Below are 15,495 nucleotides of genomic sequence, written 5' to 3' on the forward strand. Positions count from 1 at the left end.
TAGGCCTTAGGGGGTACCGGCCGTCTCCTGTCTCTTGGCGGCTCTGCGTAGGGTCAGCTACGGCTCGCGGGTCCGCCAACCATCCATTGTTCCTGCCTCCCGCCCCCATCCATTCTATTTTTTTATGCTTTGTGACAGCAACATCCTGATCCTACTCTCTTTCCATCCTTTATCCCTCTTCTACTCCATGCCTTCTCCCATCATCATAATCGGCGGCGGTGCCGCCGGGCTCATGGCCGGGATCGCTGCCGTCCGTCAGGGCCGGCCGGCCATTATTCTTGAAAAAAAGGACCGGCCGGGGCGTAAACTGGCCATCACCGGAAAAGGGCGGTGCAATGTATGCAATGCCGCGCCCATGCGGGAGGCCATCGGCCATTTTTTTCCCCACGGCAAGTTCCTCTACCAATGCTTTTCCAGATTCTACATCCAGGAGCTCATCGCCCTGTTTGGGGAAAACGGCGTCGGGCTGAAAACAGAACGGGGGGGGCGGATGTTTCCGGAAAGCGACAGGGCTTTGGACATCATCGATGCCCTGTCCGGGGCGTTCCGTGAACAGGGGGGGATAATCAAAACCTCGTCACCGGTCAGGGAATTGCTCCTGGTCGATGGACGCTGCCGGGGAGCCGTCACCCAGGATGGGCAGAAGATCGAGGGGGCGGCGACCGTCCTTGCCACCGGGGGCGCATCCTACCCGGCAACGGGGTCCACCGGTGACGGCTATCGGTTGGCGGCCGCGGCAAACCATACCATCGTGCCCATCCGGCCCGCGCTGGTTCCTCTGGTAACCGCGGGAGAGACAGCCAAACGGCTCCAGGGGCTCTCGCTCAAGAATGTTCGGGTCAGCGTATGGATGGATGGGAAAAAGACGGACTCCATGTTCGGCGAGATGCTGTTCACCCATTTCGGTGTTTCCGGACCGGTCATCTTGACCCTGAGCCATGGGGTCGTGCAGGGGCTCGAGGCCGCGACAACGGTCATGCTTTCCATCGATTCCAAGCCCGCCCTGGACCACAAACAACTCGACGCACGGCTGTTGCGCGATATCGACACCTTTGGGAAAAAAAAGACCAGGACCCTCTTAAAGGGACTCCTGCCGGCCTCGCTCATTCCGGTCTGTTTGGAAGATGTGTTACTGGATCCCGATCTGCCCGCCCACCAGATCACGGGGGACAGACGCAAAAAATTGCGTAACTGGCTCAAGGAGTTCACCCTGGATGTCACTGGGCACCGTCCACTCAAAGAGGCCATCGTCACTGCCGGGGGGGTTGCGACCAGGGAGATCGTTCCCAAGACCATGGAATCGAAAATCTGCCCGGGTCTCTATTGCGCCGGGGAGGTCCTGGATATCCAGGCCGATACCGGCGGATTCAATCTCATGGCCGCTTTTTCCACCGGATGGATGGCGGGGGAAGGCGCGGCAAAAGGGCGATTGTAAATGGCGGGATTTTGGTTTAGACGCCTATAACTCCACCTGGGCGCATTGAATATCCATGGCCGTGTTCGTGGAGATCCGGCCCGTCGCACCCAACACCCCCCGGAGGACAGCCCCCCTCCAGTTTTTATGCTCCCGGGCGGCCTCTCCGTACATATCCTCTCACCATATAAAACAAGAATACATTTATTATGCTAGGAATCGTAAAGAATATTTTTGGATCGAAGAACGAACGCCATCTCAAGAAACTTGGCCCCCTTGTAGAACGGATCAACGGATTGGAAGCCGGTGTCACCGGTCTCGATGACCAGGAGTTCCCGGCCCGGATCGCCGCATGGAAGGAAGAGGTAGCCGGGGGAAAATCCCCCGATGACCTCCTGCCCGAGGTCTATGCCCTGGTCAGGGAGGCGAGCAAGCGGGTGCTCGGGATGCGCCATTTCGACTGCCAGCTGGTCGGGGGGGTCATCCTCCACCAGGGAAAGATCGCGGAGATGAAGACCGGTGAGGGGAAGACCCTTGTGGCCACCCTGCCCATTGTCCTCAATGCCCTGACCGGCAAGGGCGTCCATCTGGTCACTGTGAACGATTACCTGGCCACACGTGACGCCGAATGGATGGGCCGTCTGTACAATTTTCTCGGCCTTACCGTCGGGGTCGTCGTCCACGGGCTCGATGATGCCCAGAGAAAAGAGGCCTACAACGCCGATATCACCTATGGGACGAACAACGAGTTCGGATTCGACTATCTGCGCGACAACATGAAGTTCTACAAGGAACAACTCGTGCAACGCGATCTGCACTATGCCATCGTGGACGAGGTCGACTCCATTCTCATCGATGAGGCCAGGACCCCGCTTATCATCTCGGGGCCGGGCGAGGAATCGACCTCCCTGTACGGTCGCATCAATGCGATCATTCCCCGCCTGGAGAACGAGACCGACTATACCGTGGACGAAAAGGCCAAGACGGCCATGCTCACGGACGAGGGGGTGGCCAAATGCGAGGAGATCCTCGACGTGGACAACCTGTTCGACGCCGGGAACATCACCCTGCAGCACCATATTCTCCAGGCCCTCAAGGCGTATGCCCTGTTCACCCGTGACGTGGACTACATCGTCACGGACGGCCAGGTGGTCATTGTCGATGAATTCACCGGAAGGCTCATGCCCGGAAGGCGGTACAGCGACGGGCTGCATCAGGCCCTCGAGGCCAAGGAACATGTCAAGGTCGAGGCGGAAAACCAAACCCTGGCCTCGATCACCTTCCAGAACTATTTCCGCATGTATGACAAGCTGGCCGGCATGACCGGTACCGCGGACACGGAAGCGGTGGAGTTCCGCCAGATATATGATCTGGACGTCATGGTCATCCCGACAAACCAATCCATGCAGCGCAAAGATTTTCCCGATGCCGTCTACCGCAACCAGGACGAAAAGTATGCGGCCATCGTCCAAGAGATCAGGGAGCTCCACCACAAGGGCCAGCCCGTACTCGTCGGAACCACGTCCATTGAAAAATCCGAGCTCATCTCCCGGGAACTCAAGAAACTGCATATTCCCCATTCGGTCCTGAACGCCAAGCAGCACGAGATGGAGGCCGAAATCGTGGCCGAGGCCGGGCACAAGGGGAAGGTGACCATTGCCACGAATATGGCCGGTCGTGGTACCGATATCGTGCTTGGCGAAGGGGTCAGAGAGGTCGGCGGGTTGCACATCCTTGGTACCGAACGCCACGAATCCAGGCGGATCGACAACCAGCTCAGGGGACGGAGCGGCCGTCAGGGCGATCCCGGATCTTCCCGTTTTTTCCTGGCCCTCGACGACGACCTGCTGCGCCTTTTCGGTTCGGACCGCATTGCCGGGCTCATGGACAAGCTGGGCATGGAGGAAGGCCAGTCCATCGAGAACAAGATGATCTCCAGGGCCATTGAAAATGCCCAGAGCAAGGTGGAAGGCCACAACTTCGATATCCGCAAACAGCTTCTCGAATATGACGATGTCATGAACCAGCAGCGTACGGTCATCTATTCCCTGCGTAGGGATCTCATGACCACGGATGACATGGAAAACGTCATCGATGGGTTCATGGAGGATGTCCTCGACGAGGTCTATGCCCCCATGGATCCCGGGAACAAGGAGGGGGTGGACGCAGAAACCAGAACCATGGTCCGCAGTAAGCTCGATGAGATTTTCAACCTGCGCCGGGCCGATCATTCCAAGGAATTGCCCCACCGGGAAAAGGCCGTCGAAGGGATACGCGTTCTCTTTACCGATCTCAAAAAGGATGCCGGAGACCAGTATTCCGAAATCCTGCGGTTTTTCTTGCTTGATAGCCTTGATCGCAACTGGAAGGAACACCTCTTGAACATGGACCATCTCAAGGAAGGGATCGGTCTGCGCGGGTACGGACAGAAGGACCCCAAACAGGAGTACAAGCGTGAGGGGTTTTCTCTTTTCCAGGATCTGCTGTTCAGGATAAAGGAGAATACCTTCCAGCCCCTGACCCGATTGCAGTTGCAGGTCGTCAAGGAAGAGGAGTTCAAGCACGAAGAGCAAAAGGATCTCCAATACGCCGGCGGCGAGGAACCCGGACAGGAAAAAAAGGAGCCCGTGCGCCGTTCCGCGCCCAAGGTCGGACGTAACGATCCCTGCTCCTGCGGGAGCGGCAAGAAGTACAAACATTGCTGCGGGCGTTGACGGATACGTTTTTCCCGCCTTGTGCTCGACCGCTGAAACGAGTACAAACGCCCGGTCGTGTGCGCATGATCGGGCGTTTTTCTATCCCCGAACAATCGTGTGGGGGACACTTTTATCAGGAATTTTTCAGGCTGATTTTTATTACCAAGGAGTTGGAATATGTTCGACCTCCCCAAGGGGTACCGGTTTGCTGCAGTCGAGGCCGGGTTCAAATACAGGAATCGGCCCGATCTGGGGCTTGTTGTCAGCGATTGCCCGGCCCATGCCGCCGGAGTGTTCACCACGAACCGGTTTGCGGCAGCACCCGTCACGGCCTCCCGTGCACGCCTTAAGACCTCGCCCACGGCCCGGGCGATCATGGTCAATTCCGGCCAGGCCAATGCCTGTACGGGGAAGGAAGGTGAGGATCGGTGCCTTGAGACCCGGAACATGGTCGCCGTACCCCTGGGGATCGATCCCGGGGAGGTCCTGGTTGCCTCGACCGGGGTCATCGGGGACCAGCTGCCCATGGATATCTTTCAGCCTGCAGCCGGTCGGCTCGTGGACGGTCTCGGACACAGCTCCCCCCTGGATATGGCCAAGGCGATCATGACCACGGACACCTTTCCCAAGCTGGTCACAGAGACCGTGGCCCTTTCCGGAGGGAGGGTCCGGCTTCTGGGTATGTGCAAGGGCGCGGGCATGATCTGCCCGAACATGGCCACCATGCTCGGCGTTGTCATCTGCGACGCCGATGTCGATCCGGTCTGGTGGCAGAAGACCCTCAGCGGAGCGGTGGATGAAAGTTTCAACGCCATCACCGTGGACGGGGATACGAGCACCAATGACTGTATCCTGGCCCTGGCCAACGGGCGGGCCGGCGTGGGCACCCTCTCATCCGCGGACGAGCGTATCCTGTCGGCGGGGCTGATCGATCTGTGCCGGGAACTCGCCTTCCGCATCGTTCAGGACGCCGAGGGGGGAACAAAGGTCCTGCGTATCAGAGTGGAGGGCGCCAGGAGCAAACCCCAGGCAGAATCCGTGGCCAGGACGGTCGGCCATTCCCCCCTGGTCAAAACGGCACTCTATGGTCAGGATCCCAATTGGGGCAGGATTGTGGCCGCAGTGGGCCGCTCGGGTGTCCAATTCGACCCTGGAGACGTGTGCGTGGCCATCGGTGGGACGACGATCTTCCACCGGGGGCACCCTGTGGACGGGGACTGGGATAGCATCCTGGCACCGATTTTGAAAAGAGACGAGGTCATGGTGACCATTTCGCTGGGAAATGGACGCGGGAAATACGAACTCCTCGCCTCGGATCTGACCGAGGAGTATATCAAGATCAATGCGCAATACCGGACATGACAGACAACGGTCTCCTGCGCACGACATAACAACCGTCCTGTTTTTGTGTAAACATGCCGTAACGATCCAGTCCACAATTGAGCAAAAGCAACAGGCTGCAATGTAACGCTAGATTTGAGTGTCAGCCCATACATTTCTGGGAGTAAAGGATTTTGCAGTTTTAGAAGTTGGGGATCTGCACGCTAACCGCCTGTGATTTATTGAATTTATAATTCTAATTCCAGGGCAATGAGCCTGGATTCAGACAACATGCCGACCATCCACTCAAATAAACGGAGGAAACCCATGGCCCTGAACAAGGAACTTCTCGATATCCTGGCCTGCCCCGCATGCAAGGGGGAACTCGAATTGACAGAACCAGAGGACGGCCTGATCTGCAATGCATGCAAGAAGGTCTATCCCATCCGCGAAGAGATTCCTGTGATGCTCGTGGACGAGGCTATTGCGCTGGATGAATGGAACGCGGGCAAGAGGAACGTCTGATCCATGGCAAAAAAGAAGCAACGGCCCATGCCACAGTCCCTCGGCCTTCCCCGAACAGGGATGGATGCCCATGCCCATCTGGATGCCAGGGAGTTTGAGCAGGACCTCGACGGGGTCCTTTCAAGGGCCCGGGAATCCGGGCTGGACGGTGTGGCGACCATCTTTCTGGGCCCCAAGCCGTATATGGAGGGTGCCCCCCGGTTTGCGGACCACAGGGATGTGGTCTTTCTCATGGGGCTCCATCCCGAAGGGGCGGGCACGGCCGGTCCCAACGATATTCCCGGAATGGAAAGGCTTTTCCGTGAGGATCCCAGGCTGCGGGCCGTTGGAGAGATAGGGCTCGACTACTATTGGGACGCGACAACCAAGGAGAGGCAAAAGAGGGTGTTCAAAGAGCAGCTCGAGCTTGCCCGTCAACTCGGTCTTCCCGTGGCCATCCACTCCCGGGAGGCCGAGGCCGATACCCTGGCCATCTTGCTGGATATGGGATTCCATGACTATCCCCTGCAGTGGCATTGTTTCGGGCAGTCGGCAGACCTTGCCCGTGAGCTCCTTTCCCACGGCTGGTATCTGTCCATTCCCGGAACAGTGACCTACAAGAAAAACAGGGTGCTCACCGAAGCGGTCCGGGTGATCCCGGTTGGACGGATGTTTGTGGAAACGGATTGTCCCTATCTTGCCGCTGATCCGTACCGGGGAAAACGGAACGAACCCGCCCTGGTCGTGTTTACCGCCCAAAAGATTGCCGAGATCAAGGAGACCCCGGTCGAGGAGATCTGGACGGCCTGCGGAGAGAACGCGCGTGGGTTTTTCGGGTGTCCGCGGACCGGTTTTGCGGAGGGTGGTCCATGAAACGTGTCTATGTCGCCTATACCGGGGGGACCATCGGCATGCGCAGAACCGACCATGGGTATGCGCCGGATCCGGGATATCTGAAAGCCCAATTGGCCAATTTTCCCGAGCTCGGGGATCCCGCGATGCCCGATTACGACATCCATGAATACGATCCCCTGCTCGATTCTTCGAATATGGGGCCGGAACACTGGGCGCTCATCGCCCGTGACATCCTCGAACATTACGATGACTACGACGGGTTCATCGTCCTGCAGGGGACGGACACCATGGCCTACAGCAGTTCCGCCCTGGCCTTTATTCTCAGGGGGATCGACAAGCCGGTCATCCTGACCGGGTCCCAGATCCCCCTGTGCGAAGTGCGCAGCGACGGAAGGGACAATCTGACCGCGGCGATGATGATCATTGCCCACCACCCCGTGCCGGAGGTCTGCCTGTACTTCGGCAGCCGGCTGCTCAGGGGGTGCCGCTCGGTCAAGGTCAACGGTTCGGGGCTCCAGGCCTTTGAGTCGCCCAATTTCCCCCCCCTTGGTACCGTGGGGATCCGGATCCGGATCGACCGGGATCTCGTTCTGCCCCCCCCGCCCTTTGGACCGCATCTTCCAGGATCTCTGGATTCCGCACGGGTTGGGGCGCTGCGTCTGTTTCCGGGAATCTCCATAGAGATGATCACGGCCATGCTCGAGGCCCCCTTGCAGGGATTGGTCATGGAAACCTACGGCATGGGCAATGGTCCGAGCAAGAACCAACCGTTCATGCGGGCCCTTGAGAACGCGGTCGACCGGGGGGTGGTCATTGTCAATTGCACGCAATGCCTTGCAGGTACCGTCGATCAGGAAGGCTATGCAACGGGACACGCCCTCGGCAGGGCGGGGCTGGTGAGCGGACTGGACATGACCGCCGAGGGAGCGCTGACCAAACTTATCTGTCTCTTTGGACAGGGGTATGGACCAGAAGAGGTCAAGGAGATGATGGGCCAAAATCTGTGCGGGGAGCTGACGCTCCCGGAAGGAGACTGAGCCCGTCCGTTTTTTACCGTCTTGGTTGCAGTGCAGCCCGTGACGCCGCCATTCACGGACTTTTGATCCGGGATCTTCCGGCTTGGGGACCGTATAGGCGACGGCGTGTACTCTTAGCGGAACCATTATAAAAAAGGGCCGGTCAGTGACCGGCCCTTTGGTGGTTATTCGGCGTGGATTTCGATTTTTTTGGGTTTGGCCTTTTCCGCCTTGGGCAGATAGAGTTCCAGGACCCCGTTTTTCATGGACGCATTGATCCTTGCCGCGTCCACCGCATCGGAGATGGTGAATCTGCGGACATAGGTCCCGCTGCCGAACTCTATGTGTACGTCCTTTGTTTTTTCGTCCAGGGGGTATTCCACCTTGCCGGAGATCTCCAGTTCGTTCTCCTTGAGATCGATGAGCAGGTCTTCCTTGCTCACGCCCGGAAGGTCCATGAATATGTGGAACCCGTCTGCGCGCTCAAGGATATCCGCGTCGGGATTAAAACGGGGGAGTGTGCCTTTTTTTGCAATGTCATTGGTCATGATGGTCCACCTCCTTAGGATACCGTGATGTCGATTTTCTTGGGTTGTTCCTCTTCAGCCTTGGCCAAAACAACGTTGAGGACCCCGTTTTTCATGGTAGCGGACACGTTGTCCGGGTTGACCGGAACGTTTAGGGTGATGATACGTTGAAAATTACCGGTCGCCCGTTCCTGTCGGAAGTATTTTCCTGACTCTGAAACACGCTCTCCTTTAATAACCAAACTTCCATCTGTAAGAGTGAGGTCGATGTCGTTTATATCCACTCCGGAAATCTCTGAGGATACATAGATGTTGCTTTTGTCCTCGCTTATATTCACTGGAGGATATGAAACTCTGCGTTGGGTGAAATAAAGAGGTTTGCGCATTTCCTCAAAAATCCTGTCGATCTGTGCGGGCAAATCATAGTAAGTACTAAAATCTATAACCATAATGCACCTCCTTTTTTGGGTTACCATGTGAAATAAACATCAATGAGCCGACGTCAAGATTAAAATGCAGAAAATTTGCAAATTTTAGAAATTTAAGAGATTTTAGAAATTTAAGGGATTTTAGAGGGTTGAGAGGGTGGGGAGGGTAGAATAGGTAAAATTTCAGAACCTCCTGGATTGCAAGGTGTGGCCAAGCCCTTCTTGTCGGTTGACATGGACTCGTCTCAACGGCTATAGAGATAGCTTATGACCGGATACCCAACCATAGACACACTTGTTTCCACGGACACCCGTTGCTGGTGGTGGCGTGCCTCCTGTGGTCGGGTGTACGGCATGGCATGATAACCACCAACAAACGCCGTCACATGGGCCGCGGGAAGAGCATTCCGGCGGCCCTTTTTTTATACGACCGCCGGGATGCGGGCGCATAGGGCGAAAAAATTCTGGAGGGGCTATGTTCCGCACCATCTGTTCACTCATCGTGTGTTTTTTTGTTTTGGGGGTTCTGTGTGTCCCCTCGGTTCAGGCCGGCCCAATCACCCTGCGCTACGCCAATTTTCCCCCCGCTTCCACCTTTCCCTGCGTGCAGATGGAGCATTGGAAAGAGGAAGTCGAAAAACGCACGGATGGTCAGGTGGACATCCAGACCTATCCCGGAGGTACCCTGCTCGGGGCCAAGAACATGTTCCGGGGGGTCCTGAAGGGGCAGGCCGATATCGGGTGTTTGTGCATGTCCTACCAGCCGGGGGTGTTCCCCCTGACCACGGTAACCGAGCTGCCCGTGGGCTTTGCATCCTCCTCCGTGGCCTCCAGGGTCCTTTTCGATCTCTACCAGCAGCATAGACCAAAAGAATTTGGAAAGGTCAAGGTCCTGGCCATGTTTACCACGGCCCCCACGAATATCATGAGCAAGACCCCCGTGCGGACGATCGACGATCTGGATGGACTGGAACTGCGCGCTTCCGGCATGGCCTCCCGGGTTCTCGACCGCTTGGGAGCTGTTCCTGTGTCCATGCCCATGCCGGAAACCCCGGAGGCGCTGCAAAAAGGGCTGGTCAAGGGGCTCTTGTCCTCTCTTGAGGTGATGAAGGACATGAATTTTGCCGAATACTGTCCCTATGTGACCCGTACGGATTTTCAGGTCTACCCCTTTGCCGTGGTCATGAACAAACGTTCGTTCGACAGACTTCCCGCGTCGGTTAAAAAGGTCATGGACGAGCTGGCCCGGGAGCAATCGGTGTGGACAGGGGAATATATGGACCAGCACGTTCTGGACTCCCTGGCATGGTCCAAGCAGACCTACGGGCTCGAGACCATCACCCTTGGCGAGAGGCAGCATGCGGCCATGCATGAGAAACTCATCCCACTTATTGACGAGTGGAAGACCAAGGCCGCGGACAAGGGCGTGGATGGTGAGAACGTCCTGGACGACCTGTATCGTCTCAAGGACAACTACCAAAAATAAGAACCACCAGGGGCGGACCGTCACGTGCTTCCGTGGAACTGGTCCGCCCATCCGTGACCGTCACGATCTGCAGAACCATTGGGCGAGACATTGCGGACCCCGCTCGACAAGGGCATCCTGGTGGTTATCAGCAATCCGCCAGCGGACCTCCAACCCGACAGGGCACCAACAACACACGATGCATACCGTGAAAAAAATCATCCAATTGGCCAACAACACCCTTTTCTGCCTGGCCGGGCTCTGTCTCATGGGCATGGTCGCCCTGGCCTGTTCAAACATGGTCCTGCGCTTCTGTGGCCAGCCCATCAAGGGCACATTCGAGCTGATGGGGTTTCTCGGGGCAATGGTCGCCGGGCTGGCCCTGGCTGGAACCCAGGCGGGCAAAGGGCATATCGTGATCACCATTTTCCAGGACCGTTTCCCCGGGTGGATGCGTTCGGTTCTCGATCCGTTGACCTCCGTGCTCTGTCTGGGCTTTTTCGCCCTCGTCGCCTGGCAGACCTGGGAGCTGGCCCTGTCCATCCGCGGGTTCGGAGAGGTCTCCGAAACCTTACAGATTATCTATTATCCCTTTGTCCTTGTGGTATTTATCGGGGTTGCCGCCCTGGTTGCCCAGATCTCCATGGAGACCATCCTTCTCTTTCAGAACAAGGGTGGGGGGGGTGGGTCGTGAGTCTGACCGTTCTAGGACTGGCGGGGATCGGCCTGCTCCTGGCCATGATTTTTCTGTTACGCATTCCCGTGGGGTTCGCCATGGGCATTGTCGGGTTCTGCGGGTTCTGGGCGGTCCTGGATGTCCATGCGGCGCTGGGCATGCTCGGTGATGAGACCTGGAAGGTTTTTTCCTCCTACGGATTGACGGTCATTCCCCTGTTTATCCTTATGGGGCAGATCTGCTTCTATTCTGGACTGAACGAAAGGCTCTACCGCACCGCCTATGCCTGGATGGGACCTGTGCGCGGCGGGGTCGCCATGGCCACGGTTCTTGCCTGCGCCGGGTTTGCGGCCATTTCCGGATCGAACACGGCCACGGCCGCGACCATGAGTTCCGTGGCACTGCCGCAGATGAAGAAATACGGTTACGATCCTATTTTGAGCACGGGTGTCGTGGCTGCGGCCTCGACCCTGGGAGCGGTTATTCCCCCGAGTATCGTGCTCATCGTCATCGGGCTGCAGACCGGACAGTCCATCGCCGCGCTTTTCTGGGCCGCCCTGGTCCCGGGCGTTTTGCTGGTGGGTTTTTTCGTCATCCGTATTGTCATGGTCTGCAAAAAGAATCCGGATCTCGGTCCTGCGGGCCCGAGGACCGGATGGGGAGAAAAGATCCGTTCCCTCAAGGGCTCGTTGGAAATGATCATCCTCTTCGCCTTGGTCATGGGGGGACTGCTGGCCGGTCTGTTCACTCCGTCCGAAGCGGGTGCCGCCGGTGCGGCCCTGGCCCTGGCTGTCAGTCTGCTCGGCGGGAATCTGACCCGGGAGCGGCTGGTCAAGTCCATCAAGGATACTCTGACCATCTCCTGCATGATCATGACCATCGTTCTGGGTGCGGTCATCTTCGGCCGTTTTCTTGCGGTGACACGAATCCCCTTTATCCTGGCCTCGCAAGTGGCCGACCTGGCCTTCCCCCCCCTGGTCATTTTGGGGTTCATCTGCATCCTGTATATTTTGGGCGGTGCGATCATGGATGCCTTGGCCCTGCTCATCATCACCATCCCCATTTTTTTCCCAGTGGCCGAGTCATTGGGGTACGATCCCCTGTGGTTTTCAGTCGTTGTCACCGTGGTCACGACCATGGGGGCGATCACCCCCCCGGTGGGGGTGAACACCTTCATCGTCTCAGCCATGGCCGGGGATGTGCCCTTGTCCGATGTGTTCAAGGGGGTGGTCGTGTTTCTGCCCTGCTATCTGCTCTGCCTGGCCATCCTGGCTGTCTGGCCCGGGATTCTGGGGGTCTTTTAAGCCAAAACCATTTTGGGATATTGGGTTTGTATCGGATCTCTGCTCCAAGCGACGATCCGCAAGGGGGTGCCCCTCCGATTGGGTTGCCTTGAAAGTATATCCAAAATCCGTTTTGGAAACTCCGTGTTCCAAAGTGGTTTTGCTCTGGTCGACCCACAGAAATCACGAAAAAAGCCGGTCTGCATGGCATGCAGACCGGCTTTTTTTTATGAAGGGCATGGTAAGGAAACTATTCTTCGGGCGGTACCGTGCATTCGACCCGCTGGATGCGGCCCTGTTCTTCCAGGGACTCAATGGCCTTGCCGATTTGTTCGATCTGTTCAGGCGTGCATGGTTCCTTGGGTTTGCACCGTTTGCACAGGCCGTGGAGGATGATGGTATCCTCGCCGTTTTGATCGGGCTGGAAGGCTCCCACGGACGTGGCCGGGCTGTTGCATACCACGCAGGATTCGATCTCCAACTGGGCCTTGGTCACATGTACTGTTGTCTTGTACTCGTCGTCCTTGAAAACGGGGCAGTACATGGCGCAGACCGCGCAGGATCGGATGTTCTCCTTTTCCGCGGCCGCAAAGGTTTCGTGTTCCCGGCAGGTTGTTTCGTCTGGAACGAGGCAGGGGTTTGTTTCCAGTGCCTTGTCCTTGGGCAGGGGAACGATGAGTTCCAGCCGGTCCTCGGCCAGGATGTCCTCCCCGCCCTCTTCTGGTCGTCCGAACAGGCCGAGCCTGCGGGCGAATTGTTCCTCCGGTTCGATGATCCTGTCCACGAACATGGGCCAGAAGGGTATGCCGATTCTGCGCCCGAGTTCCTGCTCGAATGTTCTTTTGGCTCCGTCGTCAAGCGCATAAAACCCGGACAGTTCTGCCGCCGGGATTTCCACCTTGGGTTCTCTGCCTACCATATCCTGGACATAGAAATAGACGATGTCGTTTTCGTCTATGGTCACTTTCCAGCGCTGGTCCTTGAGATCAGTAAGAAACATGGACGCTCCTTGGTTGTTTCGAAGAAAGCGGCTGCATACGATGTTTGGAAGGCAAAGACAATTCCGAAAACCGTGCAGATTGCAGGTGGGATTTTACTCTGCAAGATGCTTCTGCAAAAGTGCAAAAGCCGAACACCGGGGTCCAAGCTTAAAACCATATTTTGTAACAACCTGATTTTACTTAAAACTTTCAACGTAAACCCTAACGCTGTCTGGAAAAATCTCTTTTTAACGGGCATATCCTACAAGAGTGTCTTCCCTGCGGTTGGAGGGGAAGGGATCAGATGAGGCCGCGGAAAGAGGCCCACGCAAGGCCCATGTATTCATAAATGGCCCGTTCCGAACGGACCAGGTTGTACGCCGAGGGGATGAAATCCTGGTAGGAAATCTCCGGAGTGGTTTTGCACAGATAGCCGGCCGGAGCGGGAACAGGGGAGAGCCCCTGTTTGATGAACAGGCGCAGGGCGCGGTGGAGATGGGAGGCGGAGGTGACCAGGATCACGTAGTCGTCCCGGGGAATGCGTTCCGCGCACAATCGGGCCTCGTCCGGGGTGTCCTTGGCACGACCTATCCGTGTGATCCGGGAGCCGTCCACGCCGAGAACCATGGCGGCTTGGGCCATCTTGGACGCCGTGGAGTCGGTATCGCCCGGGCTGCCGACGCCGGTGAAGACCATGCCTGCCCGGGGAAAGATCCGGGAGAGTCTGACCCCCTCGACCACTCTGGACAGGGAATTTTCTGCAAGTCGGGAATTGGGGGGGCGGTTCTCAGCGGGGACCGTCCCTCCGCCAAGGACCACGATCCAATCGATGTGTGGGAGTTCCTCGCTACCGTTATGGTCCATGAAGGCCGGTGGATACATGGTTTCCAATGGGCGGAGCAGCAGGCAGGACGGACCTTGAAGGCTCAAAATAAGCAGCAGTCCGGCCCCGGTTGCCATGAGAACCGTGGCGGCTTTTTTCCCACGGTTGGTCAACAGGAGGATAAGGCCGAGCACGAGCAGTTCCAGACACAGGGGGACCGGAAAGAAGAGCCGGGAGACCAGTTTTTTGAGCACGAACAGATCCATGTTCACCCCCTTGCCCGGTGCATGAGGACCATGTCCGCCAGGACCAGGGCGCCCATGGCCTGTAAGACCGGGACCACCCGGGGGATGGCGCAGATGTCGTGACGGCCGCCGATGGTGATGGTCTGTGTTCGGCCGTTTTTGTCCACGGTCTGCTGTTCCCTGTTTATGGACGGAATCGGTTTGATGGCTGCGCGGACCACAATATCCTGACCGCTGGATATACCGGCAAGAATCCCGCCCGCATTGTTGGTAAGAAATCCTTCCGGCGAGAGCTGGTCATTGTTTGCGCTGCCAAGCATTCGGGCGGCCCCGAACCCGGAACCGATGGAGACCCCCTTGACCGCCCCAATGCTCATCACGGCCTGGGCCAGACGTGCGTCGAGCTTGTCAAAGACAGGCTCCCCAAGTCCTGCAGGAACCCCCGAAATCCTGAGCTCGACGATCCCGCCAAGGGTATCGCCCTGTTTTCTGACCGTATCTATGCGCTCCTTCCAGGGATCGACCATGTTCGGGTCGGCCGCGAAAAAGGGACGTTCTGCAAGGTTGTCCAGGACCACATCCTTTGCCTGGATACCGCCCAGTTCCACGGTATAGGCCTGAACCCGGACGGCGTTGCGGGCCAGCACCTGTCCGGCAATGGCTCCGGCGGCGACCCGGGCAACCGTCTCTCTTCCGGATGAGCGCCCACCTCCCCGATAGTCCCTGAATCCGTATTTGGCCTCATAGGAGAAATCCCCATGGCCCGGGCGATAGATATCCTTGATCCGGGAATAATCCCTGGAGCGTTGGTCCGTGTTGGCCACGTAAAACCCGATAGAGGTTCCCGTGGTCCTGCCTCCAAACACGCCGGAAAGGAGCGTGACCTTGTCATCCTCCTTTCTGGCCGTGGTCCCGTATCCCTGCCCCGGCTTGCGGCCATCCAGGACGTTCTGGATGAGGGTCTCGTCGAGTTCGATCCCGGCCGGGCATCCGTCCACAACCCCGCCAAGCCCCGGGCCGTGGGATTCGCCGAAGGTGGTCACGCGAAAGATGGTCCCAAAGCTATTTCCGCTCATCATTGTTTCCCGGTTGTCATGTACCTAGATAGGTGGTTATCCCAAAAGTTTGGATTTTAGTCCCTTACTCGTGAAAATCTGCCATAAAAAACAAGAAAATGTACCCCGGAATCAAGGACCTTTGACCCCCGTTCGCAAGCTCGCTCGAGGGGCGCGGACAAAGGCTCTGACAACTGCGCCGACGGAG

Annotated in this window: 14 protein-coding genes; 9 read left to right on the forward strand and 5 right to left on the reverse strand. The window is 57.5% G+C overall.

Annotation, left to right across the window (positions count from 1 at the left end):
• The first annotated feature begins 34 nt into the window (after positions 1 to 34).
• The 6 genes from ACY692_RS00080 (at position 35) to ansA (ending at position 7,826) form a co-directional block, all read left to right on the forward strand.
• Positions 35 to 1,435 carry a BaiN/RdsA family NAD(P)/FAD-dependent oxidoreductase gene (locus ACY692_RS00080; protein ID WP_462323290.1) on the forward strand — a complete coding sequence of 467 codons (1,401 nt, stop codon included), beginning with the start codon at positions 35 to 37 and terminating at the stop codon, positions 1,433 to 1,435.
• Positions 1,436 to 1,623: 188 nt separating this feature from the next.
• Positions 1,624 to 4,128 carry a preprotein translocase subunit SecA gene (secA, locus tag ACY692_RS00085; protein ID WP_462323291.1) on the forward strand — a complete coding sequence of 835 codons (2,505 nt, stop codon included), beginning with the start codon at positions 1,624 to 1,626 and terminating at the stop codon, positions 4,126 to 4,128.
• Positions 4,129 to 4,287: 159 nt separating this feature from the next.
• The gene (gene argJ / locus ACY692_RS00090) at positions 4,288 to 5,472 is read left to right on the forward strand and encodes a bifunctional glutamate N-acetyltransferase/amino-acid acetyltransferase ArgJ (protein WP_462323292.1); all 1,185 of its coding nucleotides are present in this window, start codon (positions 4,288 to 4,290) and stop codon (positions 5,470 to 5,472) included.
• 285 nt (positions 5,473 to 5,757) lie between these two features.
• Entirely contained in the window at positions 5,758 to 5,955 is a 198-nt protein-coding gene (locus tag ACY692_RS00095; protein ID WP_462323293.1) for a Trm112 family protein, read from the forward strand.
• A gap of 3 nt (positions 5,956 to 5,958) precedes the next feature.
• Positions 5,959 to 6,807, forward strand: a complete 849-nt coding sequence (locus ACY692_RS00100; RefSeq protein WP_462323294.1) for a TatD family hydrolase — start codon at positions 5,959 to 5,961, stop codon at positions 6,805 to 6,807.
• Positions 6,804 to 7,826, forward strand: coding sequence for an asparaginase (ansA, locus tag ACY692_RS00105; RefSeq protein WP_462323295.1), 1,023 nt, complete (start codon positions 6,804 to 6,806; stop codon positions 7,824 to 7,826). Before ACY692_RS00100 ends, ansA begins: the two co-directional genes overlap by 4 nt.
• Positions 7,827 to 7,990: 164 nt before the next feature.
• On the opposite strand, the gene ACY692_RS00110 is transcribed toward ansA, so the two are convergent.
• Together ACY692_RS00110 and ACY692_RS00115 are read right to left on the reverse strand one after the other, a co-directional pair.
• Positions 7,991 to 8,353, reverse strand: a complete 363-nt coding sequence (locus tag ACY692_RS00110) for an Hsp20/alpha crystallin family protein (protein ID WP_462323296.1) — start codon at positions 8,351 to 8,353, stop codon at positions 7,991 to 7,993.
• A 14-nt stretch (positions 8,354 to 8,367) separates the two neighbouring features.
• Entirely contained in the window at positions 8,368 to 8,781 is a 414-nt protein-coding gene (locus tag ACY692_RS00115) for an Hsp20/alpha crystallin family protein (protein WP_462323297.1), read from the reverse strand.
• A 454-nt stretch (positions 8,782 to 9,235) separates the two neighbouring features.
• On the opposite strand from ACY692_RS00115, the gene ACY692_RS00120 reads away from it, so the two are divergent.
• The 3 genes from ACY692_RS00120 to ACY692_RS00130 all read left to right on the forward strand — a co-directional run bounded on the left by ACY692_RS00120 (position 9,236) and on the right by ACY692_RS00130 (position 12,205).
• Positions 9,236 to 10,246 (forward strand): TRAP transporter substrate-binding protein, encoded by a 1,011-nt coding sequence (locus ACY692_RS00120; protein WP_462323298.1) that lies wholly within the window; start codon positions 9,236 to 9,238, stop codon positions 10,244 to 10,246.
• Positions 10,247 to 10,433: 187 nt separating this feature from the next.
• Positions 10,434 to 10,919, forward strand: a complete 486-nt coding sequence (locus ACY692_RS00125) for a TRAP transporter small permease (protein WP_462323299.1) — start codon at positions 10,434 to 10,436, stop codon at positions 10,917 to 10,919.
• Positions 10,916 to 12,205: a TRAP transporter large permease gene (locus ACY692_RS00130; RefSeq protein WP_462323300.1), complete on the forward strand. Its 1,290-nt coding sequence runs from the start codon at positions 10,916 to 10,918 to the stop codon at positions 12,203 to 12,205. Before ACY692_RS00125 ends, ACY692_RS00130 begins: the two co-directional genes overlap by 4 nt.
• A 229-nt stretch (positions 12,206 to 12,434) precedes the next feature.
• Here the strand turns inward: ACY692_RS00130 and ACY692_RS00135 are convergent, their stop codons facing one another.
• From ACY692_RS00135 to aroC, 3 genes are all read right to left on the reverse strand, one after another.
• Positions 12,435 to 13,184 (reverse strand): hypothetical protein, encoded by a 750-nt coding sequence (locus ACY692_RS00135; RefSeq protein WP_462323301.1) that lies wholly within the window; start codon positions 13,182 to 13,184, stop codon positions 12,435 to 12,437.
• Positions 13,185 to 13,464: 280 nt separating this feature from the next.
• A complete protein-coding gene (elyC, locus tag ACY692_RS00140; protein ID WP_462323302.1) occupies positions 13,465 to 14,253 on the reverse strand; it encodes an envelope biogenesis factor ElyC in 789 nt (262 codons plus the stop codon).
• Positions 14,254 to 14,255: 2 nt separating this feature from the next.
• Positions 14,256 to 15,308 (reverse strand): chorismate synthase, encoded by a 1,053-nt coding sequence (gene aroC / locus ACY692_RS00145; protein ID WP_462323303.1) that lies wholly within the window; start codon positions 15,306 to 15,308, stop codon positions 14,256 to 14,258.
• Positions 15,309 to 15,495: the final 187 nt, after the last annotated feature.

It is taken from the genome of Desulfoplanes sp., assembly GCF_054921335.1.

What these genes read in the sequence shown, in the direction of transcription:
- secA (WP_462323291.1), top strand. Translation starts at nt 1,624, where the DNA reads ATGCTAGGAATCGTAAAGAATATTTTTGGATCGAAGAACGAACGCCAT.
- argJ (WP_462323292.1), top strand. Translation starts at nt 4,288, where the DNA reads ATGTTCGACCTCCCCAAGGGGTACCGGTTTGCTGCAGTCGAGGCCGGG.
- ACY692_RS00095 (WP_462323293.1), top strand. Translation starts at nt 5,758, where the DNA reads ATGGCCCTGAACAAGGAACTTCTCGATATCCTGGCCTGCCCCGCATGC.
- ACY692_RS00100 (WP_462323294.1), top strand. Translation starts at nt 5,959, where the DNA reads ATGGCAAAAAAGAAGCAACGGCCCATGCCACAGTCCCTCGGCCTTCCC.
- ansA (WP_462323295.1), top strand. Translation starts at nt 6,804, where the DNA reads ATGAAACGTGTCTATGTCGCCTATACCGGGGGGACCATCGGCATGCGC.
- ACY692_RS00110 (WP_462323296.1), bottom strand. Translation starts at nt 8,353, where the DNA reads ATGACCAATGACATTGCAAAAAAAGGCACACTCCCCCGTTTTAATCCC.
- ACY692_RS00115 (WP_462323297.1), bottom strand. Translation starts at nt 8,781, where the DNA reads ATGGTTATAGATTTTAGTACTTACTATGATTTGCCCGCACAGATCGAC.
- ACY692_RS00120 (WP_462323298.1), top strand. Translation starts at nt 9,236, where the DNA reads ATGTTCCGCACCATCTGTTCACTCATCGTGTGTTTTTTTGTTTTGGGG.
- ACY692_RS00135 (WP_462323301.1), bottom strand. Translation starts at nt 13,184, where the DNA reads ATGTTTCTTACTGATCTCAAGGACCAGCGCTGGAAAGTGACCATAGAC.
- elyC (WP_462323302.1), bottom strand. Translation starts at nt 14,253, where the DNA reads ATGGATCTGTTCGTGCTCAAAAAACTGGTCTCCCGGCTCTTCTTTCCG.
- aroC (WP_462323303.1), bottom strand. Translation starts at nt 15,308, where the DNA reads ATGAGCGGAAATAGCTTTGGGACCATCTTTCGCGTGACCACCTTCGGC.